Origin of the sequence: Thermoactinospora rubra (assembly GCF_002093975.1) — a bacterium.
Taxonomy (GTDB): Bacteria; Actinomycetota; Actinomycetes; order Streptosporangiales; family Streptosporangiaceae; genus Nonomuraea; species Nonomuraea rubra_A.
Genome location: NZ_MSZZ01000071.1, coordinates 14,744 through 39,740, shown reverse-complemented (window position 1 = coordinate 39,740; position 24,997 = coordinate 14,744). Strand labels below are relative to the sequence as shown.

Sequence of the window (24,997 nt, the reverse complement as noted above, 5' to 3'; positions counted from 1 at the left end):
GAGCCGCCTAAAAGATCTTGATCCACAGGTCTTGACGATTGCTCGCCTCGTGGTGGCTGGTTACTGAGGCCGGGACTGAAACTTGCTTGCCACCGCACTGTGCGTACGCCTGATGGCCGCTTTCGTGCCTGCATGTGAGCTCCACATCCGCAATCTACCAATTTATGCCGATAGTTCCGAATGTGGCGATTAGTGCCTAAAAGGTCAGCTAGGCCGGGAGGTTCTTACCACTCTGAGACAAGAACCAGTACCTCAATCGCAGAAAAATCAACTCGAGCCCAACGCTTCGCGTCCCGATCATGCTCTCTGGCGCCACTTCCCTGTGTAGACCCAACATGCATGTATACCCCCAGAGGGAGCGCATCACATGGATCCAACTCTTCTCATAAGCGTTTGCACGGCATGCGTTAGCGTCGTCACCACTTTAGCGAGCGCTTGGTTGAATGCTCGCTGCCAGCGGCGTCTCGTTCGAGAGCTAGTCAGCATCCTGTCCAATATCTCAGACAGGCAGGTAACGGGTTCGGATCGATGAGCGACCAGCCTCCAGAACCACCGATACTCAGTCCAGCAGCAAGCACTCATCGTGCAGTACGCGCTGCCTTCGTATCGTTTGCGGAACACGAATACCACTCGCTTAAAGTCTTCCTTTTGCGATGTGGAGCATCCCATGAGGACAGCGAAGATGCAGCGCAAGAAGCCTTCATTGACGCCTGGAGGCTACTGATCAATCATCCCTCCAGGTGGATCGCGGTTCGTGAGCCACGAGCGTGGATACGCACCGTTGCGCTTCGTGCCCTCGCCCGACCGCGTGGCCAACGGCGCCGCCAGATACTGACCATCCCACTCGACCTTGATCAACCGGGGCACGACCGGGTAAGCAGTGATTGGACCGAACAGGTTGCTCTAGAGTCCGATGTACGCGCTGCCCTACAGGCTCTTCCATGGGATCAGCGATTGGCAATGGCCTACCGCCTAGACGATTTTACACATGCTGCTATTGCTGATCAGCTCGGGATGACGGAGCAACAGGTACGTGACCTTGTCAAGCGAGCACGTGCGGCTCTCAAGATCTATCTGCAAATCCATTCATTCGGCGAGAAGGATCCTCAGTGACCAGACCTGACCACGGCCACAATATAACACCAATGAGCGACGAGCAACTCGACCATATACTGGCTTCAGCGAGCGCTACCCTAACATCCACAGTTAAAAACAGCACTGATGTCAATGTCCTGTTGGGCAGGCTCCTTGGTATACGTCCAGATAAATCGCTGGCGGCACTACAGCCATTCATGGCCCGTATACGACTCCGACGCATCCTTGGAGAACTTTATCGAGCAGAAGTTCTCACTGAGAGCCTCGTTAAGATTGCGCCCGATTCAGAAATTCTTGCATCTGTGTCTTCGGCGCTTCGACTTGCCTTCGTAAAGGCATGTGCGGACAACTTCGAAGATGTTGAGGACCTTGTTCATTTGCTCAATGTGGCAGTTGCGCGTGCTCTTGCAGCCACAATGTCACCCACTGAAACAAACGATACCCTTCTCGAGGGATACATTAGCGCTCTCCTTCGCGCTCTCGTTATCGCTCTGGGGCGCTGCCTGTCGTGGGCCAGCGATCTGGCGATAGATCTACCCCATATTCCAAAGGCAAATAACGAGATCGCCACTAGAGACCTGTGCGGCGTTGACCTATGCCGCCATGAGATTGGTTCGATCCAGATGCTCTATAACTTCATATGGGACGAAAAGACAGTTTGGCCAGCAGCCTTGGAGAATCAAGCTCGGAATAAATCCGATCTAATAGGCAATGGAATCTATCGCATCCGGAGCATGGCGCCCTTCCAATTTATGGCTACTGGTTCGCTCGATGATCGACGCGTCTGTAGTAGTTCTTCGGTATCCCTGTAGCCTCGACCTACTCTTGGTTCGTCACTTTACATCACGTCTATCTTGATCACTTATTCGCTAATACGAGAGCAAGGCATGATTGCGCCTTCAGTCTTGCGATCGATTTAATTCGATGAGCTATCACAAATGCTGACCTGTATGGCATTTGAGGGTGGTCAATAGAGTGAGTTGCCCCACCGTGACTTGACCTTCCGGGCAGAGTCGGGCGTTCATGGATATCCGAACCGCTCGTATCATCCGGGCCGTATTGCGGCGGCGGGCGGAAACGTCAGGAAGGAAACAGAAGAAATGGGACGAGGAAGCTGGAGCTATGGCTCCGCGGCTGAATGGCTTCGGGGCTCCGAGCCAATGGCGTGGCGCAGGACGTACTCGGGACGGCTCGATCAAGTCCCGGTAGCTCGGCAGTTCGCCGTCTCGCTGTTCGCCGGGTCCGGGCATGAAGGCGAGATCGCCTTCATCGTCACCGAGCTGGCGTCCAACGCGGTTCGGCACACGCGATCAGGAGAGTACGGTGGCTGGTTCGGCCTGGAGCTGGTCCACGCCGATCTCGCCTACATCGGCGTGACCGATCTCGGAGGTAGGTCCCGTCCGACGGTGCTTCCCGAGAGCGATCAACTCGAGCAGGGACGGGGACTGCGGGCGGTCTCCGCTCTGGCCGTCGCAATGGGTATCCACGGCAACCCGGCGTACGGTCACACCGTCTGGGCCGACGTCGACCTGCGCCCAACGGTGGCTCCGAAGCATGACCTGGCGGTGATGCTGGCAAGGTGAGGGCCCAGCCTGCCACTAACAGGCTGGCCCCTCGCAGTCAGGATAGTGCAAGTCCTGGCGTTGCGGCCCTGCCCACGACTCAACACACGTGGGCAGGGCCCTTTCTATGTTGGGAAGTGCGCGGCTTGTGCAGATAGAAGAGAACTGTCTCTACAGAGCCGGGTATGAGTGCACAGGATCTGTTGTTGATCCGTTGATACCTAGATGTTAGGCCCGTTCCTTAAGCGATACCCCTATGGGGAACCTGTGGCGCTGCTGGAACGCCTGTGAGGCGGCTCGCAACGCCCAGCCTCACCCATGCAGGGCGACTCCAAGTGTGTCCGCTTGCGGTGGTGGAGGTAGCCGCTGCCTGCTGTCGGAAGAACGTCTTGCTAATCCAATGTTATCGCCTACATGAATGAGGAAGGGATTGCGCTTCATATTGTGCCTTCCTATCGCATGGAAGGGTTGTTTTTGCGAGATGTTCTGCGGTCGGTGGTGTCGTCATCGTGTCATTGCGGTAGCGAGTTAGGAAAGTGTCTCCAGCCGTTTCGGTGACTAAAATTATCGCGGTCGGGGTTGCGACTTTCCCGGCGTCGAGAAATAGTGGTATCACGGCAACGAAATACCGGCGCGAAAACGCCGCCGGTGCGGATGAAAAGGAGCCGCGAAATGACCACTACGACCACCACGACCGTCCCGGCCGGGCACGCCACTAACGCGCCCGTCTCGGACGTCACCCCGGACACCCCCGCAGAGGCGGTGTGGAACGCCGTCGCGGCGAACCCGGGCGCGACACTGCCGGCGATCGCTGAAGCAGCGGGCGTCACGCGCGCGGTGGTGAAGGCCGAACTGGCGGCGCTGGCCGACGCCGGGCGGGTCACGTGCGTCCCCGGCGGGCACGGGGACAACGGCCGCCGCCTGCCCGACACGTGGGCCCCGGTCCTTCCGGCTGCGGACGCAGCCATGGTCGACGCATCCGACGGCGACGCGGGCGAAAACACCGACGAGGCCAGCGATCCGACGTCCGAGCCGAAGGTCACGGTGTCCCCCGACACCATCGCCGAGGCTATGCGGATCATGGCCGAGGAGGCCGAACGGCGGGCGGCGGCCGAGGCGGAACTCCAGCAGCGCCTGGCCGAGGAGGAGGCGCGGCGAGCCAAAATCCTGGCGGAACTGGAGAAGGCCCGCACCACGGAAAACACCCGCCGTGCGCTGGCTGACCTGCTTGCGGCGGTGACATCCACCTACGCGGCAGTGGTGGCGGGTGACGACGCCGCGACGACGGCCGGACTGGAGCTGATCTTCGCCGGTACCGAATCGGTCCGGGCGGCGACCGGTGCCGCCCCGGCTCGCGCCACGCGGACCCATACGGGCAACGGCGGGGGTAGTGGGTTCCGGGCGGGTCGGGCCGCGCCCCGCCCGCTGCGGCCGGAGGTGATCGCGCACCTGCGCGCGCACCCCAACGCCGATTTCACCCCGGGTGAGATCGCCAGGGTCCTCGACCGGTCATCCGGCGCGGTCGCCAACGCGCTCGACACGCTGGTCAAGAGCGGTGAGGCGGTCATGACCGGTGAGCGCCCTGCCCGCTACCGGCTGGCCCCGGCCGGTACGGACGGGGACGCGGCCGCATCCGGCACCCCCGCCACGGACGACGGCATGGGTGCGGCTGCGGCCGGATAGCGGCCGGGGTGCCCCGGTAGCCGGTGCCACCCCACGGCGCGGCTATCACCCATATGTGACGGCGTAGGGCGGGACCCGTGCGGGTCCCGCCCTATCGGCGTCGGCACGAAACGAACGCTGGGGCGGCCGGTGACCGTTCCCGGCGGCTCCCATTGCCACGAACGTGCGGGCGGCCCGACGCGCGTATGCGAGCCAACCGGCCCGGCCGTACGGCATGGCGCGTGCGAACGACCCAGCCACCATGAGCCGGGCCACCGATGGGCTACGCGAGGCGATCATGTTCCCGAACGTGAAGTGATGGCGACCTATGTGCGTCGGGGGCCGATGTTGGCATCGCCCCCGCGCGGGTGCGTAGCCGACACCTCGCATGGCGATAACCCGTAGTCACATGCCGTCACGGGTGCTCTGGATGGTGGCGCGTCCGTATCCACGGCTCCACGACTGGTGTGTCGCCGAACACCAGTGACCAGGCCAATGGTCAGGCTGGTGATCAGGGCGGCAACTGGGCGACGAGGTGGGGCGCTCTCGTCCACGGTCACCACGCGGCTTTGGCGCGCACGGGGTTCACAGCAGGCGGCCCGTGCACGACCGCGCGGACCAACTAACGCCGCGTCACAGGAGCAGGCCGAACAGGCGGATCATGCGCTCCCACTGCTCGCTCGCCGGGTTCTTCACCTCAGGCTCCACGATCTTGAAGGCCCGGGCGAGCGCCACGGACAGCCCACCCACGACCATGGGCAGCCGGGACTCGCTCTCCTCGCTGAGCGACAGGTCGAGCGGGGGCAGCGCGGTGAGCTCCTCCAGGATGGCGGCGAGGTCGAGCTCCTCGTCCATGTCGCGGAAGTGGTGCATGCACTCCTGCAGGCCCTTGGTGATCGGCAGGTCCCACGGCTCGATGATGTCGCGTCGGTTCGCCTTCGCGGCGGCCTCGCTGACGACCAGCATGTCGTACAGCTTCTGGTTGAGGAAGTCGTTGTAGCGCTTGAGGTCCTCCTTGTCCACGTCGATGCCCGCGGCGGCACGAAAGAAGCGCTCGAACCTGGAGACTCCGATCAGCGGCATGTGGATCATCACCTTCCCCGTCGTTGGTCTGCGGTGAACCTTTCGTGGACCAGGCGCACGGCCATGGCCCCCTCCCCGACCGCGGACGCGACCCGCTTGACCGACCCGCTGCGGACATCGCCCACGGCGAAGACGCCGAGGCGCTCGGTTTCCAATGGGAGAGACGTCGGCGGGAGCGAGTCCCAGCCCTGCGCCGGAGGGAACACACCCTTGCCCGCGACGACGAAGCCCCGGTCGTCGAGCGGGACGACGCCCTCCAGCCACTTCGTGTGCGGGTCGGCGCCGATGAAGACGAACAGTGTCCGCGTCTCGATCTCGAAGCTCTCGCCCGTCCGCGTGTTCTCGGCGCGGACGGCCCGCAGCGCCTGCTCCCCGAGAAGTTCGCGGACCTCGGTCCGGTACAGGATCTCGACGCCGGGAGCCCGTTCGACCTCGTCGGCGAGGTAACGCGACATGCTCGAGCGCAGGTCGTCGCCGCGCACGAGCATCCGCACCCCCGACGCGCTCTCCGCGAGGAACAGCGCTGCCTGACCGGCCGAGTTGCCGCCGCCCACGATCACCACCGGCTCCCCGCGGCACATGCGCAGCTCGAACGGCGTCGCCGCGTAGTAGACGCCGGCCCCCTCGAACTCCTCCAACCTCGGGACGTTCAGCCTCCGGTAGCGGGCGCCGGTCGCGATGATCACGACGTGGCCGTTCACGGTGTCCTGCCCGCTGACGACTACGCCGTAGTAGCCGTCGTGGGGCTCCAAAGCGGTCGCCTCCGCCGGGACGGTCAGGCGGGCGCCGAACTTGCCCGCTTGGAACGCGGCCCGCTCGGCCAGCTCTGCGCCCGAGATCCCCGAGGGGAAGCCCAGGTAGTTCTCGATACGGGACGACGTGCTCGCCTGGCCGCCCGCGGCGACGGCGTCGAGCACGATCGTGGACAGGCCCTCGGAGGCGGCGTAGACCGCCGCCGCGAGCCCGCCCGGGCCCGCGCCCACGATAACCAGGTCGCACACGGCATCACCGTCCGCCGGGGTGGGCAGCCCGATGGTCTCGGCCAGTTCGGCGACCGTCGGGTTGCGCAGCACACGGCGGCTGTGCCAGATCACGACCGGGGTCTCCTGGGGGGTGATGCCGAGCTGGCGCAGGAGCCGGTCGGCCTCTTCGTCCGCCTCCAGGTCGATCCAGCGGTGCGGCAGGCGGTTGCGCGCGGCGAACTCGCAGAGCCGGCGGGCCTCGGCGGAGTAGCGCGAGCCGATGATGCGGAATCCCGCGCCCAGCCGGATCAGCAGGGTCCGCCGGGCCAGGTACGCCCGCAGGATGAGGTCCCCCAGCGCCTGGTCACCCGCCACGAGCATGCGCACCTCGTCGGCCGGCACGGCGAGCACCTCGCCCGGCTCCAGGACCACGGCGGTGACGAAGCTCGCCTGCCCGGTGAGCAGACTGAGCTCGCCGAGGAACCGGCCAGTGCCGTGGACCGCGATGGTGCGGTTGCCGGCGAGCACCTGCTTCCCGTCGCCGCGCTGGGCGTCGTCGTCCGGATCCCCGTCTCCGTACGACTCGACCATGGCGACCTTGCCGCTCAGGACGACGAGGAACTCGCCGACCTGGTCACCCTCCCTGAACAGGATGTCGCCGGGCGAGACGGACCGGCGCCGGCCCCGCTTCGTCAGCGCGGCGATCTGCTGGTCGTCGAGCCGGGGATAGGCACCGTGCAGGTCCGGGGTCTCGGGCGCGGTGGCGTGCGGCGCCGTGCTCATGGGCGTGCCTTCGCCGTGGCGTTCTCCACCCACACGCGCAGCTCGGCGGCCGGGGCGGCGCCCGCGCGCCGCGCCGCGACCTGGCCGTGCCGCAGAATCATCAGCGTCGGGATGTGCTGGACCTCGAAGCGCCGCGCGAGCGACGGCGACGCGTCCACGTCGACCTTGACGAGCTTGATCCGGCCCGCCAGCTCGCGGGCGAGATCCTCCAGCACGGGAGTGACCATCCGGCACGGCCCGCACCACGCGGCCCAGAAGTCGACGATCACCGGCAGGTCCGACCCCTCGGCGACGGCGGCGAACGTGTCGTCGGACGCGTCCGCCACCCACGGCAGCGGCCGGTGGCAGTTCCCGCAGCGGGGCACGCCCTCGGACGCCGCCGGCACTCTGTTCTTCCTGCCGCAGTTCGGGCAGTTCACCAGCGATCCCGACATGTCAGCCCTCCGGCGGCGGGCGGAACGTGACGGCCAGCTCGTCCTTCTCGACGTCGATCAGGACGGTCGAGCCGTCCGGGACGTCACCGGCGAGCAGGGCGCGCCCGATCCTGGTCTCGACCTCGCGCGCGATGAAGCGGCGCAGCGGCCTGGCGCCGTAGACCGGGTCGTAGCCCTCACTGGCGATGAGCCTGCGCGCGTCCTCCGTGACCTCCAGGGTGAGCCGCCGGTCGGCCAGCCGCTTCCTGATGTCGTTGAACATGAGGTCGACGATCTGCTCGATCTCGGCCTCGGTCAGCGGCTTGAACAGCACGATGTCGTCGACCCGGTTGAGGAACTCCGGACGGAAGTGCCCGCGCAGCTCGGCCATCACCCGGGCGCGCCCGTCGGGCTTGATCTCGCCGTCCGGCGTGACGCCGTCAAGCAGGTGCTGCGAGCCGATGTTCGACGTCATGATGATCACGGTGTTGCGGAAGTCGACCGTGCGGCCCTGCGCGTCGGTCAGCCGCCCGTCGTCGAGCACCTGCAGCAGCGTGTTGAACACGTCGGCGTGCGCCTTCTCGATCTCGTCGAAGAGCACCACCGAGTACGGCTTGCGCCGCACCGCCTCGGTGAGCTGGCCGCCCTCCTCGTAGCCGATGTACCCGGGAGGGGCGCCGACGAGCCGGCTGACCGTGTGCCGCTCCTGGTACTCGCTCATGTCGATGCGGACCATGTTGTCCTCGGTGTCGAAGAGCGCCTCCGCGAGCGAGCGGGCCAACTCGGTCTTGCCGACGCCGGTCGGCCCGAGGAAGAGGAACGACCCGATGGGCCGCCGGGGGTCCTTGATGCCGGAGCGGGCGCGGATGATCGCGTCGGCCACGAGCATCACGGCCTCGTCCTGCCCGATGACGCGCTCGTGCAGGATCTCGTCCAGCCGCAGCAGCTTCTCTCGCTCGCCCTCCTTCAGGCGTGAGACGGGGATGCCGGTCCAGCGGGACACGATGGAGGCGATCTCCTCCTCCGTCACCACCTCGCGCAGCAGCCGCCGCCCGTGCTGGCGGGAGTACAGCCGCTCCTCCTCGGCCTTCAGCCGCCGCTCCAGCTCGGGGAGCCTGCCGTGACGCAGTTCGGCGGCCCGGTTGAGGTCGTAGTCGCGCTCGGCCTGCTCGGCCTCCCGCCGTACGGCCTCCAGCTCCTGTCGCAGCGCCTGGACCTTGCGCAGCGCCGAGCGCTCGGCCTCCCACTGCGCCCGCATCGCGTCGGCCTCGGCGCGCAGGTCGGCCAGCTCCTTGCGCAGGTCGGCTAGGCGCGCCTGGCTGGAGGGGTCCTCCTCCTTGGCCAGCGCGGCCTCCTCGATCTCCAGCCGCATGACGCGCCTGGTCAGCTCGTCCAGCTCGGCCGGCATGGAGTCGATCTCGGTGCGGATCATGGCGCACGCCTCGTCGACCAGGTCGATCGCCTTGTCGGGCAGGAACCGGTCGGAGATGTAGCGGTGGCTCAGCGTCACGGCGGCGACCAGGGCGCTGTCCTGGATCTTCACGCCGTGGAAGACCTCCAGCCGCTCGCGCAGCCCCCGCAGGATCGACAGGGCGTCCTCGACCGATGGCTCGTCCACCAGCACCGGCTGGAAGCGCCGCTCCAGGGCGGCGTCCTTCTCGATGTGCTTGCGGTACTCCTGCACGGTCGTCGCGCCGATCATGTGCAGCTCGCCGCGGGCCAGCATCGGCTTGAGCATGTTGCCGGCGTCCATGGCGCCCTCGGTGGCGCCGGCCCCGACCACGGTGTGCAGCTCGTCGACGAACAGCAGGATCCGACCCTCGGCCGCCTTGACCTCGTTCAGCACGGCCTTCAGCCGCTCCTCGAACTCGCCCCGGTACTTGGCGCCGGCCACGAGCGCGCCCATGTCCAGGCTGAAGATGGTCTTGTCGCGCAGCCCCTCGGGGACGTCGCTGCGAACGATCCGCTGGGCCAGCCCCTCGACGATGGCCGTCTTGCCGACGCCGGGATCGCCGATCAGCACCGGGTTGTTCTTCGTCTTGCGCGAGAGGATCTGGATCACGCGGCGGATCTCCGTGTCCCGGCCGATCACCGGGTCGAGCTTGTCCGCGCGGGCCTCGGCGACCAGGTCGCGCCCGTACTTCTCCAGCGCCTCGTAGGCCACCTCCGGCATGGCCGAGGTCACCCGCTGGTTGCCCCGGATGGCGGTGAGCGCCTGCAGGAACCGGTCCCGGCTCACCCCCTGGCCGTGCAGGAGCCGTCCGGACGCGGCCTCGGACCCCTCGTCGATCAGGGCCAGCAGCAGGTGCTCGACGGAGACGTACTCGTCCTTGAGCCGACTCGCCTCCCGTTCGGCGGCGTCGAGCAGCCGCGACAGGCGCTGCGTGACGAAGACCTGGCCGGGCCCGGCGCCCGGGCCGCTGACCCGCGGCCTGCGTGACAGCTCCTGCTCCAGGTCCGCGCGCAGGCGATCGGTGTCGACGCCCGTCTGCTCCAGCAGCCGGGGGGCGATTCCCTCGGGCTGGTCGAGCAGGGCCAGCAGGAGATGCTCGCCATCGATCTCGGTGTGCCCGAAGCGCAACGCCTTGGTCTGGGCGTCGTGCAGTGCCTCCTGCGATTTCTGCGTCATCCGGTTCGGATCCACTCCAGTCCCCTTAGTGTCGTCGCGAGCGCTGTCTCAGGGCGGCCTCCAGCTCCCCGATCCGATCGAGCAGGTCGATGACCAGGCCGATGGCGGCGTAGTTGATCGTCAGGCCCTCGTGCAGCCGCTGTATCCGTGCCGCCTCCGCCACCTGGGAGGGAGGGAAGCACAGCCGCCCGCCCGCGTCCCTGACCGGTTCGAGCAGGCCGAGCGCCACCAGCCGGCTGATGGTCTGCGGGTGCAGCCCGGTGGCCCGGGCGAACGACTCCAGGTCGAGCCGGACCGGGCGGACGATCGCGTAGGTCATGAACGTCTCCTGGGGTCGAAGGTCGACGCGGCGGCGAGCTGCTCGAACAGGCGGCGTTCCTCGTCGGTGAGCCGGGGCGGCACCATGATCCGCACCTCGGCGTAGAAGTCACCGGACTCGCCGCGCCGAGCGGGCAGCCCGCGCCCGCGCAGCCGCAACCGGCGTCCCGACGAGGTGCCCGGCGGCACCTTCAGCTTCGCCTCGCCGCCCGGAGTGTCGAGGGAGATCGTGGCGCCCAACGCCGCCTCCCACGGGGCGAGCGGCAGGAAGGCGTGGATGTCGCGACCCTCGACACGGTAGCGGGGGTGGTCGGCGATCTGCACGATGAGGTAGAGGTCGCCCCGGTTCGCGCCCTCGCTGCCCTGCCCGCCCTGGCCGGCCAGCCTGATGCGCTGCCCGTTCGTGACCCCCTTGGGGATCGTGACGTCCACCTGCCGCCCGCCCGGCAGCGTGAGCGTGCGACGCCCTCCGTTGTACGCCTCCTCGACGGTGACCGTGATCTCCGCCTCCTGGTCGGCGCCGGGCATGGGCCCCCACCGCCGCCTGCCGCGGCCGCCGAACATGCCACCGAGCAGGTCGTCCAGGTCGATGCCGATGTCCTCGCCCCCGCCGAAGCCGATGTCCTCGGCCCGGGCCGAGCGCCGGCCCCCGCCCGCGCGCGCCCCGGCGCGGGAGCGAGCCCACTGCGCCGGGTCCACGTCGGGCGGCACCTGGCGGAAGTCGTGGCCGAACGCGTCGTACCGGCGGCGCGTCTCGGGGTCGGACAGTACGGAGTACGCCTCCGAGATCTCCTTGAACCGGTCCTCCGCCACGGGGTCCTTGTTGACGTCGGGGTGGTAGGCGCGTACCAGCTTGCGGTAGGCCCGCTGGATCTCGTCGGCGTCGGCGTTCCTGCTGACGCCGAGCACCTCGTAGAAGTCGCGCCGGGGGGCCATCACTCCGCCGACCTGGAGACGACCACCACCGCGGGACGCAACTGCCGCCGCTCGTCCCCGTAACCCGGCCGCACCACCTGGACGACCGTGTTCGGGGGGACGTCGTCGCGCGGCGTGGTGGCCATCGCCTCGTGCCGCGCGGGATCGAAGGGCACACCGGTCTCGTCGTTGCGGCGGTAGCCGAGGCGCGACAGCACCTCGACCGCCTGGTCGCGGACCGCCCGCACCCCGTCGACGACCGGGTCCGCGCCGCCGTCGGCCCCGTCGCCTCCCTCGGCGGCGTGGTGGAGCGCGCGCTCCAGATTGTCCAGGACGGGCAGCCATGCGGCCGCCACCCTGTCCCGCTCCTCGGCTCGGACCCGCTCGGCGTCACGGGCGATGCGTTTGCGCAGATTGTCCAGGTCAGCGACGGCGCGTAGCCAGCGGTCCTCCAGCTCGGCCAGCTTCGCGTCCGTGTCGGCGGGCGACGTCGGGGCATCGGGTGCGGGCGCCTCCGCCTGCCCGGGTCTCACCGGGGCCTCGGCGCCCTGACCGGCGCGCGGGGCGTCTTCGTGGCCGTTCATGTCCCTCCGAGGTGCTCATGGCCTCCATGGCACACGGTTCGCCGCACGGGGAGTCCGTCTCACTCCGAGTCCGACGTAGTGAACTCGGCGTCGATGACGTCCTCGTCATCGCCGCCCGCTGCGCGGCCTCCTTCGCCCTGCGGCACAGTGCCGTTCTCCGGCCGTCCCGTGCCGGCACCCGCGCTCACGGCGCCCAGCCCGTGGTAGATCTGCTGGAGCTCGCCGCTGAGCGCGCGCAGCCGCTCGATCGGCGCCTCCTCCTTGATCGCCTGACGGGCGTCCTGGACAAGCTGCTCGGCCCGTGCCTTCTCATGGACGGGCACCGCGTCGCCGAGTTCGGCCAGCCGGCGCTCCACCTGGTAGGCGACCGAGTCCAGCTCATTGCGCGCGTCGACGGTCTCCCGCAGCCGGACGTCCTCGTCGCGGTGCCGCTCGGCGTCCTGGATCATCCGCTCGATCTCCGACTTGTCCAGGTTGGAGGTCTCGCTGATGGTGATCCGCTGCTCCGCGCCGGTGTCCTTGTCCCGGGCGGTGACGTTGAGGATGCCGTTGGCGTCGATGTCGAAGGTGACCTCGATCTGCGGCACCCCTCGCGGCGCGGGCCGGATGTTCTCCAGCCGGAAGCGTCCGAGCACCCGGTTGTCGGCGGCGCGCTCGCGCTCTCCCTGCAGGATCACGATGTCCACGGCGGTCTGGTTGTCCTCGGCCGTGCTGAAGACCTCCGTCCGGCGGGCGGGGATCGTCGTGTTGCGCTCGATGACCTTGGTCATGAGGCCGCCGAGCGTTTCCACGCCGAGCGAGAGCGGCGTGACGTCGAGCAGGACGACGTCCTCGACCTCGCCCTTGATGATGCCGGCCTGGATCGCCGCGCCGATGGCCACGACCTCGTCCGGGTTCACCGTCATGTTCGGGTCCTTGCCGCCGGTGAGCCTGCGCACGAGGCTCTGCACGGCCGGCATGCGGGTGGACCCGCCGACGAGGATGACCTCGTCGATGTCCGCGGGCCGTAGCTTCGCGTCCTGCATCGCCTGCTCGACGGGGTGGACGCAGCGCTCCACCAGGTCGGCGGTGATCTGCTCGAACGTGGAGCGCATGAGCGTGGTGTTGAGGTGCTTCGGCCCCGAGGCGTCCGCCGTGATGAACGGCAGACTGATCGTGGTCTGGCTGACCTCGGACAGCTCCACCTTGGCCTTCTCGGCCGCCTCGAACAGCCGTTGCAGGGCCTGCGGGTCGCGGCGCAGGTCGATGCCCTGCTCCTTCTGGAACTCGTCGGCCAGGTGGTCGACGATTCTGCGGTCGAAGTCGTCACCACCCAGGTGCCCGTCGCCGGAGGTGGCGCGGACCTCGATAACACCCTCGCCGATGTCCAGGATGCTCACGTCGAACGTGCCGCCGCCCAGGTCGAAGACCAGCACGGTCTCGTTGGTCTTCTTGTCCATCCCGTAGGCCAGCGCCGCGGCGGTCGGTTCGTTGATGATCCGCAGGACCTCGAGGCCGGCGATGCGCCCCGCGTCCTTGGTGGCCTGGCGTTGGGCGTCGTTGAAGTAGGCCGGGACCGTGATGACCGCCTCGGTCACCTTCTCGCCCAGGTACTTCGCCGCGTCGGCGGCGAGCTTGCGCAGCACGAGCGCGGAGACCTCCTCCGGCGCGTACTGCTTGTCGCGGACCTGGAAGCGTACCGCTCCCCCCGGCCCCTCGACCACGTCGAACGACACCGCGTTGATCTCGCTCTTGACCTCGTCGTACCGGCGGCCGATGAAGCGCTTGGCCGAGTAGATGGTGCCCTTCGGATTGAGGATGGCCTGGCGGCGCGCGAGCAGGCCCACCAGCCGTTCTCCCTGGTCGGTGAACGCCACCACGGAGGGCGTCGTCCGCGAGCCCTCCGCGTTGGGTATGACCGCGGGATGGCCGTCCTCCGTGGCGGCGATCACCGAGTTGGTCGTGCCGAGATCGATACCGACTGCCTTGGCCATCGCTGGCTCCTCCTTGGCACGTTCTCCGCGCGCTAGCCGTTCAGTTTCGCGAGTAGTTCCCGGGCCCTCGGCGCATGCTCGGACTCGACGAGGACCTCGTACTTGTCGGCGACCAGGCCGCTCTCCGAGACGAAGTCACGCCGGCCGCCCTGGACCGCATGGGAGATCAGGCCGTAGACGGCCCCGGCGACGGCGCCCCACAGCAGCCCCCAGAGCACCAGGGTCAGCATGTGCCAGGCGGTCGGGGCGAAGACGCCCACGAACAGGCCGACGAGCAGGCCGAACCAGGCGCCGGACGCGGCGCCGTACGCGGCCGCGCGTGCGGTGGTCATGCGGGAGACCACGCGCTCCACGGAGCGCAGCCCCCCGCCGACGATCAGCGTCCCCGCCACGGGGAATCCGTGGTCGGACAGGTAATCGACGGCTCTCTGCGCCTCCTCGTAGGTTCGATAGCTGGCGATGGACTCACGACCGGTGGTGAAAGGGCTCGACGGTGCGACGGACACGGCTCCCCCTTCTCCTTCGCTGTCATGCGGATACTTCGATGTGGCGGGGCTTGGCGGCCCGCGCCTTGGGGATGGTGACGGTGAGCACGCCGTCGGACAGGTGTGCCTCGACCCGCTCCGCGTCGACGTCTCCCGGAAGCACGGTGCGCAGTTCGAACTGGCCGGTCCGGCGCGTCTTGCGGTGCCGGCGTTCGCGCTCCTGCTCCTCGATACGTCCCGTGACGATCAGCTCCCGCTCGGAGAGCTGGACGTCGAGCTGGTCCTTGCGCGCGCCGGGGACGTCCACCTCGACGATGTAGGAGTCCTCGGTCTCCGACACGTCCGCCATGGGCACCCAGACACCTCCGTCCCCGCCCTCGGCGAGGCCCCCGAGGACGGCGTTCATGAGCTGTCCCAGCCGGTCGTACACGTCCTCGAACTCGCGGGTGGGGATGACGTCGCCGCCTCTGCGGCGCGTGACGAGCAAAGCCATGGCGAGCCTCCTCGACGGGAATCCGACACTTTCGAGGCTTGTCGCGGCGTTTTGCGGCCACATCCCCCAGATGTGTAGTCCGGTCGCCGGCCCCCGCTTCGTCAGGCGGGCGGGCCGGCGTCGTCGTGTTCCTCCGCCGCCACGAGGCGGGTGAGCTCGACACGCGAGTTGATGTGCAGCTTCCGGTAGATGTGCCTGAGGTGGAAGGCGACGGTGTGCACACTGACGAACATCTGCGCGGCGATGTGCTTGTTTGTCCATCCGTCGGCGACCAGCAGCGAGATGTGGTGCTCGGTCTCGGTGAGGCTGTCCCAGCCGGCGACCGGCCGTTCGGCGTAGCTCCAGTGCCGGTGACGCACGCCCATGCCGCGCAGCCGGTGGCGCACCCGCGCCGAGTCCCTGACGGAGCCGATGCCTTGGTAGACCTCCAGCGCCAGCTCCAGGCGTCGCACCGCCTCCTTACGCAGGTCGGCCGCGATGAGCACCACCGCGAGGTCCTCCGTGGCCGAGGCCCGCGCCCAGACGTCCGGCGTCCGTTCGGCGGCCCGGCTCAGCAGGTCGCGGTCGCCGTCGAGCAAGCCCCGGGCGTGCTCGGCAGCCGCCACCAGCGCGGGGAACTCCGGGTTGGCCTGGCTGAGGGACTCCGCTACGGCGCCGACCGCCTCGGCGGCCGGTCGGTCTTCCACGGCGAGGGCCACGCGGACCATCCACGCGCTCGCCGTCGGCTCCATGGCGAACACCACCCGCCGGCCACCGAGCGGGCCCGAAAGGTCGGAGATCAGCGCCATCGCGCTGCGGGGGCCGTCACGCATCTCCGCGATCTGCGCTGTCAGTAGCGCGTGCCGGGTGCGACCGTCGAAGTCGGGCGGGGGCATGTCGGCGAGGTGCCGTAGCGCCGCCCGCAGGTTGCCGCGCCGCAACGCGACGGCGGCCAGCACGGTGCCCGCAGCCGCCGCGGACAGGGGCGTGCCGAGCTGGGTGGCGAGGCCCATGGCCCGGTCGGCTGCGGTGACCGCGCTGTCCAGGCGGCCCGCGATGAACTCCGCACGGGCCTCCAGGACGTCGGCGTCGGAGGCCCACGCCAGATGGCCGCGCAGGGACATCTCCTCGCGCGTGTCCCGCAGGATCGTCGCAGCCTCGTCCAGCATGCCCAGGTCGATGAGCATCCTGGCGGAGACCAGGCCGGAGTCGTAGGGGTGCGTCACCGGTTCGGCGCCGCTCAGCCGCCGCGCGTCCTCGGCGAACGCCAGCGCGCCGGACATCCTGCCCTCGTCCCGCTCGGCCGCCGCGAGCGTCATCAGGGCCGCGACCGTCGCCGCCGTACTGTGCCGGGAGCCCTCCTCGACGATGTCGTGCGCGTGCGCGCGCGCCGATGCGCCGCCCTCCCCGACCTGGTTCATGGCGGACAGCCACGCCACGCTCGCCCGGTCGCGCAGGCCGGCGGTCAGTCCAGGCATGGCCAGGGCCGTCTCGGCCTCCCGGACGGCCTCGTCGAGCCGCCCGGTCAGGCACATGATGTCCGACATCACGCAGCGCGCCTCAGCGAGGTCCTGTGCGGAACCGTCGCCGGTGAGATGTCCGCGGGCCGCGTGCTCGGCCTCCTCGAGGCGTCCCGCTGCGACCGCCGTGTCGATGGAGGTGAGGGTCGTGTCGATGCGCGCGTCGAACTGTGACCTGCCCGGCGGGGAATGAGCGCTTCCTGTCACCTGGGTGAGAAGCGCGCGCCGCACCGGCTGGGGGACCTGCGCGGCCACGACCAGCCCGAGCAACTCCTGGCGGAAGGCCAGGCCGTGGGCGGTGACGGCCAGCAGTCCCGCCGCCATGGACTCCTCCACCAGGGGCAGCAGCGCCGCCGGCGTGCTGCCGAGCAGCGACGCCACCTCCTGCGGGGTGAAGGTCGGGCCCAGCACCGCGGCTGTCTCGATCAGGTTCCGGGCACCGGCGCTGAGGGCGTCGATCCACCGCCGTACCACCATCCGGAACCGGTCGGGGACGTGCGCGTACGACAGGCCGGTCGCATGGCCGACGGCGGTGAGCAGACCCTCATCGCGCAGCCCGGCGAGCAGCTCGGTGATCAGCAGGGGATTGCCGCCGGCGGCGGCCACGAGCTCCACCATCGGCGGCTCCGGCGGCGCCCCCAGCGCCTCGGTCGTCATCGCCATGACCGCGTCCGCGGGCAGCGGGCCGAGGGTCACCCGCGTGGCGCCGCCCCGCTCCAGCAGGTCGAACAGGGAGGTGGTGGGATTGCGCTGCCTCACGGTGGTCGAGCGGCTCAGCAGCCAGCCGATGGGGTAGCGGACGAGATCATGATGGAGGGTGCGCAGGGCGATCAGCGTCGCCTGGCCCGCCCAGTGCAGGTCGTCGAGGACAGCCAGCGTCGGCCCCGTCGCACGCCACTCGAAGCCCATCCTCAGGCGTTCCAGCGCCCGCGCCCGCCACTCCACGCCGACCGGGACGTCGCCTGAGTCGGCCCCCGGCTCCGGGCGCAGCGCCAGGACGTCGAACAGCACGCCGCAGGGGACGAACTCGCCCAGCTCCTCCGCGCTGCCCTCCAGCACGGTGATTCCACGCGCGGACGCCGCGGCGGTGGTCTCGGTCAGCAGCCGCGTCTTGCCGATGCCGGGCTTGCCGTCGACCAGCAGGGTCCCACTCTCGCCCGCCTCAACCGACCGGAGCAGGCCGCATGCCTCTCGCCATGCCGCTTCGCGACCCCGCATCTCGCCCCTCACCATGGAGCGCTTACCCCTAAGGGTGCGCCGAATCTCAAATGCGCGGAGATCTTTAGCCCGAAACTCCCAGCTACGACTCCGCTGATCGGGACGTTCCGGAGGTGGCCGTCGGACGAGGACCGCACGTATCGGGGATGTGGCCCGAGAAGCACCCGGACCAGTCTCGGAAGTGGCGTCCGCGGCCGCGTATCCACCGGAGAAGACCGCGTATCCACCGGAGAAGAAGCGAAGGAGCTGATGAGATGGCGGAGACCGGTTATGCGCCGTTCAACCGTACGGTCGACAAGACGAACCGCGTCCTGCGAGAGATCGAGGAGGCTCACGGCTGGGCTCGCGACCACTCCTACACGGCCCTGCGTGCGGTTCTCCACGCTCTGCGTGACCGGTTGACGGTGGAGGAGAGCGCGCAGCTCGCCGCCCAGTTGCCCTTGCTGATCCGGGGCGTCTACTTCGACGGCTGGCGTCCCAGCGTCGTGCCGGTGAAGGTCGGCCGCGACGAGTTCCTCGACCGCGTCCGCGGCGACACCGCCTTCTACGAGGGAGACACGGAGATCCTGGTGAAGACGGTGCTGCAGGCGCTGCGCAGGCACATCACCGATGGCGAGTGGGAGGATGTGAAAGCCGCCATGCCGAAGGACCTGGCCTCGGTGCTGCCTTGAGGCACCCGGCGCCGGCGCCGCTTCAAGCCCTCAGGCCCTTCGCCGGCGCAGGGCCCGGAGCAGCCGCAGCGGCAGGAGACCCACCAGCGGGGCACGCCGGCCGAGATCCTCGCGGTCCTCCCTGTCGAAGGCCCGGCGGGCCTGTCCGCGTCGGTCATCACCCGCCTGACCGAGACATGGAAGGCCGAGCAGCGCGCCTTCGCCGAGCGTGACCTGTCCGGCGTCGACTACGTCTTCCTGTGGGCCGACGGCGTGCACGTCAACATCCGGCTGGAAGAGCACAGGCTGCGCCTGCTGGTGATGATCGGGGTGCGCGCCGACGGCCGCAAGGAGCTCCTCGCCCTCGCCGACGGCTACCGCGAGTCTGCCGAGTCGTGGGCTGACCTGCTGCGCGACTGCAAGCGTAGAGGTATGCGGGCGCCGGTGCTGGCGGTCGGTGATGGTGCGCTCGGCTTCTGGTCGGTGCTGGGCGAGGTGTTTGCGCAGACCAGAGCCCAGAGATGCTGGTTTCACAAGATCGCTAATGTGCTCGGGGCGCTACCCAAGTCGGCCCACCCGGCCGCCAAGAAGGCCCTGGCCGAGATCTGGAACGCCGAGGACAAGGACCACGCCCTGGCCGCGGTCAAGGACTTCCAGGCCGCCTACGGCGCCAAGTACCCCAAGGCCGTGGCCAAGGTCGTCGATGACCTGGACGAACTGCTCGCCTTCTACGACTATCCCGCCGAACATTGGGTACACCTGCGCACGACCAACCCGATCGAGTCGACGTTTGCCACCGTCCGGCACCGCACCAAGGTGACCAAGGGGCCTGGCTCGCGCGCGGCCGGGCTCGCGATGGCGTTCAAGCTGATCGAGTCGGCGCAGAAGCGCTGGCGCGCGGTCAACGCGCCTCATCTCGTCGCCCTGGTCCGCGCCGGGGCCACGTTCGTCAAGGGCAAGCTCGTCGAGCGGCCCGAGGAATCACCGGCCATCGAGGACCAATCGATCGCCGCTTAAAGATCTTGATCCACAGGTCTTGACGATTGCTCTCAACGACGTCGGCCTCGGCCACATGACCAAGCTGCGCTGGAATAATCCCGACCACTGGGTCTGGTCCGAACGGCAGGCCCACGAAGCGCTGGTGGATGAGGAGACCTTCAACCAGGTGCAGGCGCTCCTGGCCGTCCCCGGACGCGCGCAAGACAGCCGCAAGCCCCGCCGGACGCCTCGGCCGTACATCTTCCGCGGCCTGCTGTTCTGCGGTGTCTGCGAGCGGCGCATGCAGGGCAGCTGGAACAACGGCAAGCCGCACTACCGATGCGTCTTCCCCAGCCAGTACGCGCAGGCCAACAAGCTCGACCACCCGCGCTCGGTTATGTCAGGGAAGAGCTGACCGTTGAGCCGCTGGATGAGTGGCTGGCCACGGTGTTCGACCCCGCGCATCTCCCGGACACGATCCGCGCCATGGCCGACGCGCAGCTGGCCGATGACCATCGCCTCGTGGCGGTCGAGGCCGCTCGCCAGGCGGTAGCCGAGTGCGAACGCAAAGCTCACCGCCTATCGAGCCCTCGTGGATGCGGGGAGCGATCCAGCGGTGGTCGCCGGATGGATCACCGAGACGGAAGCCAAGCGGAAGGTCGAGCAGATGCGCCTGGATCAGCTGATCAGTGCCATCCCCAAACGGCTCACGGAGGAGGATTCGCTGCCATGACAGCCATGCTCGGAGACATACGCAGAGCCCTGCGCAGCGCCGATCCGGTGGACAAGGCCGAGGTCTACGGCCAGCTCGGGCTGCGCCTGACGTACGAGCCTGCCCGGAAAGAAGTAATCGCCCGAGCTCAGCTCGGGCGATCATGTAGCAAAGTGTGTCCGAGGGGCGACACTCTCGATACGTACATGCCCTTCGCCGCTTCCACCACCATCGTTCTCCCTGGTGGGGAGGGGTGAGTCGACGTGGAGCCAAGCACTCGCGCAGTACGTCGGATCCAGCGCACGACCATCGCAGGCGTCGGCCTGCTGGCGGGGATCGCCGCCGTCGTCTCCTTTCGACATATGCATGAACTCTGCCTGCGCCACGGTGAAGACCACCTGGCGGCGGTGCTCATTCCGCTCGCGGTCGATGGCACTATCGTGGTCGCTTCGATGTCGATCCTCCTAGCCAATCGATACGGCTCACGCGGCGGAGCCTTGGCTTGGATTCTTCTGATCACCGGTAGCCTGGCCAGCCTTGGCGCGAATGTCGCCGTAGCCGAGCCCAGCGTTATCGGCCGCATTATCGCTGCCTGGCCTTCCGCGGCTTTGATCGGTAGCTATGAACTGCTCATGGCGCAAATCCGTCGAGTCTCAGCCAAACCAGGAGACGACGAGACTACGGTGAAGTCCGCTGAACCGGACGAGGATGAGGCAGGAGTAGCCTCAGACCACCTTCGGCTGCACGACCACGAAGCTGTGGACCTTCGCAGGACGGCCTGGCGGTGGGCGCAGGCAAACCGTCTTCCGGACGGCGCCCTCCCTTCAGGGAAGGCGATCGCGGCGCAGTTCTCCAGGAGCGCCAGGTGGGGTCGCTGGGTCAAGAATGCAGGACTCGCCGGTGAACTTGGGTAGTCAGACATTGACTCCTGGCTAATCATCAGCCCGTGAGAGCCCGTGACGTGGTCACGTCCAACGGCACCGCCGGTTTCGTCCGGAAGGTTCGGAGATCTGCGTACTGAACCGCTCCGGGTTCCGTGGAGGCGCTGGTGTGCCCCCGGTTGATCGACGTGCACGCTGCTGTGACCGCACACGTCGTGCCCACCATCTCGTCCACCGGCCAGACTGCCATGTTGTAGGCGAAGCCGGGTGGGTCTCCGCCTGGGCGCGGACGAACGCGGTGCTCGTGCCGTAGAGGTTGTTCTCACAGGCGAACAACATCGGCAGATGCCACAGCAAGGCCAGGGCGCATGAAGCCAAGGATCTGCTCACTGCTGTACGGCTGGACGCAACGTTCCCGAAACGGTCACAGCGTCCGCAGGTCCAGGTCGCGGGACATGACACCACGGTCTATCCAATACGGCGTGGCAGGCAGACGGCATGCGAAGCTCTAACCTGTGCGGACATAGCTAGACTGAAAACTCAGTCAACACTCATGCCTTTTGAGGGGTTCGCAATGGTGCGTGGCAGGCCGCCCGAAAAGCAAGGCGGGTCGGTTGTCGTGACGCTCGCCGAGATCGCGCGTATCTCGGGAGTGGGACGAGCAGCGGTCAGCAACTGGCGCCGTCGCCACCGGGACTTCCCTGCGCCGGTGGGAGGAACGGATGCCAGCCCACAGTTTTCCCTGTCGGAAGTCGAGGCTTGGCTGGATGCGCACGGCAAGGGCGGCTCTTCGGCTGGGGCGCTGGAGCGACTGTGGCCGGAGTATGACGTCTTGGCTGACCGGGATCGCATGGGTCGGATCATCGCCGCGTTCGGTGCCTTGATCGGTGCAGACGACGCGAACGGTGGCACCGGCTCTCTTGAGCTGACTTCAGGAGAACTGGATGCCGGCGAGCGGTCGCTGTTGGACCGAACACTTGCGGTGGCCCAGCGAGAGGGGAATCTGCGGACCTTCCGTTTCCTCTTGGACCGCTGGCACGGTACTCATGTCCGCCAGATTGTCACCACAGCAGGTCCATTGGCGGCGCTCATGGCGGAGATCGCCGAAGTGGCGGGCCCCCAGACGATCGAAACCGTTCTAGATCCCGCTTGCGGTACCGGCGGCTTGCTGCTGGCGGGTGCACAACGGTGGTCAGAGAGAGCTCCTTTGCGCCTGTATGGCCAGGATCGCGACCCGGTACTCGCATGTCTGGCGCAGGCGCGCCTTGCCCTGGAAACGACTGCCGAGGTGACCGTGAGAGCGGCCGACACGTTGCGAGCCGACCAGCTCGCCGAGGTCGCAGCAGATGTGATCTTGTGCAGTCCGCCGACCAACGACCGGGACTGGGGTCACTCCGAGCTCGCCACGGATCGTCGATGGGTGTTCGGGCAGCCTCCGCGTACGGAACCGGAGCTTGCCTGGGTTCAGCACGTCGTGTCCGCCCTGGGGGAGGGCGGCGTCGGCGTCGTGCTGCTGCCTCCGGGGGTGGCCTTTCGCCGTGCAGGGCGCCGCATCCGGGCCTCGTTGCTGCGTGCGGGGGCGCTGCGTGCGGTCATCGCCTTGCCTCCCGGAAGCTCGCCACCGTATGGAATCGGCCTTCAGCTGTGGATCCTGCATCCGCCTAAGAAGCAAGTTGCCGACATGTCGGTGCTCATGGTGGACACGGCAGATCTGCGTGATGCGCCGTCCAACGACCGGACGCACGCGGTGGACTGGGCCGGGATACGCGGCCGGATTCTCGCCGCCCTGCGGGGGGAGGCCCCGGAAGGCAGCGTGCGGATGCCGATCGTGGAACTCCTCGGCGAGGAGACCGATCTCACACCGGCTCGATACCTCCCGTCCAGCTCGGCCGCATCGCTCCTCACGCTGCGGCGATCGTGGGGCCGGTTCGATGCGGCCATGCAGGCGGCTCGGGACTTGGGATGTGCCCTCCGTGGTCTGTCGGCCGTTCGGGAGCCAGACGACCTCATGACGGTGACGGTCTCGGAACTGGAGCAGGCCGATGCGCTTTCGATAGCGGTTGGGCAAGCGATTGCGGGAGAGCACCTGCGGCGGGGAGATCGTCCCGCCGACGGGATTCCCGTCCTTCATCTGCCCGACCTGAAGGGGGGCCGGACGCCGCAGTCATGGATGTCGCTTGAAGAGGTGGAGCGGTTGGAGGAGGAGGGAAGGATCACCGTGACCTCTTCTCATGACGTGGTGGTTGCCGGAACTGTGGCCGAGTTCGCGGTATGGGTGGACAGTTCGGCTCCGGTGGTGCTGGGCCCGCATCTGTATCGCCTTCGACCCGATCTGGAGCGCCTTGACCCGTGGTTCCTGGCGGCGTGCCTACGGACGCAGTCCAACGCCCGCCAGGCCGGAACGCGCGCGACGGCGGCCTCGCGCATCGACGTGCGCCGCTTGAAGGTGCTTCGCCTGCCGATGGCGGAGCAGCGCCGGTACGGCGAGGCACACCGCCGCCTCGTGGATTTCGAGCGCGCGGTCGCCGAGGTGAGCTCGGTCGGCGCGGAACTGGGCCGGACGCTGTCGGAGCTGCTGGGCAACGGGCGCCTGATGCCTGAGTGACGTTCGACGGTCATGGAAGGTCCTCCAGCAGCCCGTCGACCTGGTAACCCCAATCGCGGAGCTCGTCGGCGAACTCCCGGCACCGTCCTATGAGCTTGGGGGATGCGACCGGCAAGCCGTTCAGCTGCTTGATCACAGCTTCCCAGATTCCGTAGGCCCCTTTGGCGTTCCCCTCGTCGGGAACCAGACACTCGGCTGCCCCAAGGCGGGCCTCCAGGAGGAGGGGGACGAGTGCCACGTCCGTGGTTCCTCGCAGGTCTCGTTCCACCGAGCGGTACTGCGAGCCCGCGCCTGGCCAGTCTCCTTTGATCCGGGCGAGATCGGCGCGGACCAGACGCCCTCGCACGACGAGTTCGTCACGCGGTCCCCATGACTCCTGCGCGTCGGCCAGCTCGGCCGAGACCTGCTCGGGCACGCCGTCGAGGTCGTGCATCTCCAGGGCTCGCTCCGCGGCATCCAGAAGATCCGCGAACGCGCGACGGCTCGGGATGCGGCGGCGCCGCACCGGCGGGCGGCGCCGAACGGGCGCGGGAGGACCAGCAGGCGCCGGGCCCCGAGGTTCCACACGCCGGAAGGGCAGCGTCGGGTCCGGATCCAGTCTGGGCGAGGGTGCGGGGTCGCCGGGCTTCGGGAGATGGCGACGCAGGACATCGAGGGCCGCCGCCGGTGCGGGACGGTCGCGCGGATCCTTGGCCAGCATGGTCCAGATCAGCTCGGCCACGTCGGCGGGAACGGAGTGCCGCACAGGGTCGAGACGCGGCGGCGGGTCGTTGCGATGCTGGTCCTCGATGCTCCGGTCTGGGAGGTCCTCGAAGACCTGACGCCCGGTGAGGAACTGGAACAACATGCAGCCCACGCCGTAGACGTCGGCGGCCGGCTGGGGGTTCTTCACACCTCGGATGAGCTCCGGCGCCTTGTATCCGATGCTTCCCGGCGTCGGGCCGTGCAGGGTATGCCGCGTGGCCTCCGGATCGGTGGGGAGGGCGATGCCGAAATCGATGAGGTACACGGATCCGTCGTTCGCGAGGACGACGTTGGCCGGTTTGAGGTCGCGATGAATGACGCCCGCGGCGTGCACGCGCTGGAGCGTCTCCAGGATCTGGACCGTGATCGCAGCGGACGCGACCAGCGAGGGGCGGTTCGTGTTGAGGAACTCGCGCAGGTCCTTCCCGATGACGCGCTCCATGACGAGGCACGGTTCGCCGCATCGGAATTCGTGGTGGAGCAGGCGCGGTATGCCGGATCCGCCTAGACTTTGGAGCATCTGGCGTTCCCGCTCGAAGCGTTTGAACAGTTCGCTGCGGAGGCGGTGGGCGTCGGCGGCAGGCAGCGAAAGTCCGCTCCACAGGTCCCGGCCGAGAATCTTGACCACGACCGGCTGACCCGTGACCAGGTCTTCGGCCGGCCATACGGTCGCCATGCCGCCGCCCTTGGGGAGCTCGGTGATGCGGAACCTGTCCGCGAGCACGTCTCCTGGCCCCACTGGTACCCCCACCT

The 24,997-nt window shown here is 68.2% G+C and carries 22 protein-coding genes and 1 pseudogene; 10 read left to right on the top strand and 13 right to left on the bottom strand.

Going from position 1 to position 24,997, the window contains the following annotated elements; all coding sequences use genetic code 11:
• Window positions 1–528 precede the first annotated feature (528 nt).
• The 4 genes from BSB02_RS43780 (at window position 529) to BSB02_RS36080 (ending at window position 4,340) form a co-directional block, all read left to right on the top strand.
• Window positions 529–1,113, top strand: a complete 585-nt coding sequence (locus tag BSB02_RS43780) for an RNA polymerase sigma factor (protein ID WP_084965496.1) — start codon at window positions 529–531, stop codon at window positions 1,111–1,113.
• A gap of 32 nt (window positions 1,114–1,145) precedes the next feature.
• On the top strand, window positions 1,146–1,907 hold the full coding sequence (locus BSB02_RS40270) for a hypothetical protein (protein ID WP_143591625.1): 762 nt from the start codon (window positions 1,146–1,148) through the stop codon (window positions 1,905–1,907).
• A 183-nt stretch (window positions 1,908–2,090) separates the two neighbouring features.
• Window positions 2,091–2,678, top strand: a complete 588-nt coding sequence (locus tag BSB02_RS42750) for an ATP-binding protein (protein ID WP_143591623.1) — start codon at window positions 2,091–2,093, stop codon at window positions 2,676–2,678.
• Between the two features lie 651 nt (window positions 2,679–3,329).
• Window positions 3,330–4,340 (top strand): hypothetical protein, encoded by a 1,011-nt coding sequence (locus BSB02_RS36080; protein ID WP_084965494.1) that lies wholly within the window; start codon window positions 3,330–3,332, stop codon window positions 4,338–4,340.
• A gap of 612 nt (window positions 4,341–4,952) precedes the next feature.
• Here BSB02_RS36080 and BSB02_RS36075 read toward each other — a convergent pair.
• From BSB02_RS36075 to BSB02_RS36025, 11 genes are all read right to left on the bottom strand, one after another.
• The gene (locus BSB02_RS36075) at window positions 4,953–5,402 is read right to left on the bottom strand and encodes a DUF1931 family protein (RefSeq protein ID WP_084965497.1); all 450 of its coding nucleotides are present in this window, start codon (window positions 5,400–5,402) and stop codon (window positions 4,953–4,955) included.
• A gap of 8 nt (window positions 5,403–5,410) precedes the next feature.
• Complete coding sequence (locus BSB02_RS36070; protein WP_084965493.1) at window positions 5,411–7,147, bottom strand: FAD-dependent oxidoreductase; 1,737 nt, start codon at window positions 7,145–7,147, stop codon at window positions 5,411–5,413.
• On the bottom strand, window positions 7,144–7,581 hold the full coding sequence (trxA, locus tag BSB02_RS36065) for a thioredoxin (protein WP_084965492.1): 438 nt from the start codon (window positions 7,579–7,581) through the stop codon (window positions 7,144–7,146). Before trxA ends, BSB02_RS36070 begins: the two co-directional genes overlap by 4 nt.
• A 1-nt stretch (window position 7,582) precedes the next feature.
• A complete protein-coding gene (clpB, locus tag BSB02_RS36060) occupies window positions 7,583–10,189 on the bottom strand; it encodes an ATP-dependent chaperone ClpB (protein ID WP_240506958.1) in 2,607 nt (868 codons plus the stop codon).
• Between the two features lie 25 nt (window positions 10,190–10,214).
• Complete coding sequence (locus BSB02_RS36055; protein ID WP_084965490.1) at window positions 10,215–10,508, bottom strand: chaperone modulator CbpM; 294 nt, start codon at window positions 10,506–10,508, stop codon at window positions 10,215–10,217.
• Window positions 10,505–11,443: a DnaJ C-terminal domain-containing protein gene (locus BSB02_RS36050; RefSeq protein ID WP_084965489.1), complete on the bottom strand. Its 939-nt coding sequence runs from the start codon at window positions 11,441–11,443 to the stop codon at window positions 10,505–10,507. The genes BSB02_RS36055 and BSB02_RS36050 overlap by 4 nt, the downstream gene beginning before the upstream one ends.
• Window positions 11,443–12,006 carry a nucleotide exchange factor GrpE gene (locus tag BSB02_RS36045; RefSeq protein ID WP_084965488.1) on the bottom strand — a complete coding sequence of 188 codons (564 nt, stop codon included), beginning with the start codon at window positions 12,004–12,006 and terminating at the stop codon, window positions 11,443–11,445. The genes BSB02_RS36050 and BSB02_RS36045 overlap by 1 nt, the downstream gene beginning before the upstream one ends.
• A gap of 59 nt (window positions 12,007–12,065) precedes the next feature.
• Entirely contained in the window at window positions 12,066–13,979 is a 1,914-nt protein-coding gene (gene dnaK, locus BSB02_RS36040; protein ID WP_084965487.1) for a molecular chaperone DnaK, read from the bottom strand.
• A 32-nt stretch (window positions 13,980–14,011) separates the two neighbouring features.
• Complete coding sequence (locus BSB02_RS36035) at window positions 14,012–14,485, bottom strand: YflT domain-containing protein (RefSeq protein WP_084965486.1); 474 nt, start codon at window positions 14,483–14,485, stop codon at window positions 14,012–14,014.
• A gap of 22 nt (window positions 14,486–14,507) precedes the next feature.
• Entirely contained in the window at window positions 14,508–14,957 is a 450-nt protein-coding gene (locus tag BSB02_RS36030; RefSeq protein ID WP_084965485.1) for an Hsp20/alpha crystallin family protein, read from the bottom strand.
• A gap of 101 nt (window positions 14,958–15,058) precedes the next feature.
• On the bottom strand, window positions 15,059–17,674 hold the full coding sequence (locus tag BSB02_RS36025) for a helix-turn-helix transcriptional regulator (RefSeq protein WP_158088841.1): 2,616 nt from the start codon (window positions 17,672–17,674) through the stop codon (window positions 15,059–15,061).
• 254 nt (window positions 17,675–17,928) lie between these two features.
• Between BSB02_RS36025 and BSB02_RS36020 the strand changes: the two genes are divergently transcribed.
• From BSB02_RS36020 to BSB02_RS36000, 5 genes and pseudogenes are all read left to right on the top strand, one after another.
• On the top strand, window positions 17,929–18,345 hold the full coding sequence (locus tag BSB02_RS36020; protein WP_084965483.1) for a DUF2267 domain-containing protein: 417 nt from the start codon (window positions 17,929–17,931) through the stop codon (window positions 18,343–18,345).
• Window positions 18,346–18,480: 135 nt separating this feature from the next.
• Window positions 18,481–19,341, top strand: a pseudogene (locus tag BSB02_RS36015) (IS256 family transposase); the annotation flags it as partial.
• 19 nt (window positions 19,342–19,360) lie between these two features.
• On the top strand, window positions 19,361–19,717 hold the full coding sequence (locus tag BSB02_RS36010) for a recombinase zinc beta ribbon domain-containing protein (RefSeq protein ID WP_084965482.1): 357 nt from the start codon (window positions 19,361–19,363) through the stop codon (window positions 19,715–19,717).
• Between the two features lie 177 nt (window positions 19,718–19,894).
• Window positions 19,895–20,035 (top strand): hypothetical protein, encoded by a 141-nt coding sequence (locus tag BSB02_RS40910; RefSeq protein WP_158088840.1) that lies wholly within the window; start codon window positions 19,895–19,897, stop codon window positions 20,033–20,035.
• A 242-nt stretch (window positions 20,036–20,277) separates the two neighbouring features.
• On the top strand, window positions 20,278–20,928 hold the full coding sequence (locus BSB02_RS36000) for a DUF2637 domain-containing protein (protein ID WP_084965480.1): 651 nt from the start codon (window positions 20,278–20,280) through the stop codon (window positions 20,926–20,928).
• A gap of 51 nt (window positions 20,929–20,979) precedes the next feature.
• Here the strand turns inward: BSB02_RS36000 and BSB02_RS43775 are convergent, their stop codons facing one another.
• Window positions 20,980–21,285, bottom strand: coding sequence for a thiamine pyrophosphate-dependent enzyme (locus BSB02_RS43775; RefSeq protein ID WP_420855908.1), 306 nt, complete (start codon window positions 21,283–21,285; stop codon window positions 20,980–20,982).
• 229 nt (window positions 21,286–21,514) lie between these two features.
• Here BSB02_RS43775 and BSB02_RS35995 point away from each other — a divergent pair, with 229 nt between their 5' ends.
• The gene (locus BSB02_RS35995) at window positions 21,515–23,500 is read left to right on the top strand and encodes an N-6 DNA methylase (RefSeq protein ID WP_206185078.1); all 1,986 of its coding nucleotides are present in this window, start codon (window positions 21,515–21,517) and stop codon (window positions 23,498–23,500) included.
• 10 nt (window positions 23,501–23,510) lie between these two features.
• Here the strand turns inward: BSB02_RS35995 and BSB02_RS35990 are convergent, their stop codons facing one another.
• Entirely contained in the window at window positions 23,511–24,968 is a 1,458-nt protein-coding gene (locus tag BSB02_RS35990; RefSeq protein WP_084965478.1) for a serine/threonine-protein kinase, read from the bottom strand.
• Between the last annotated feature and the right edge of the window lie 29 nt (window positions 24,969–24,997).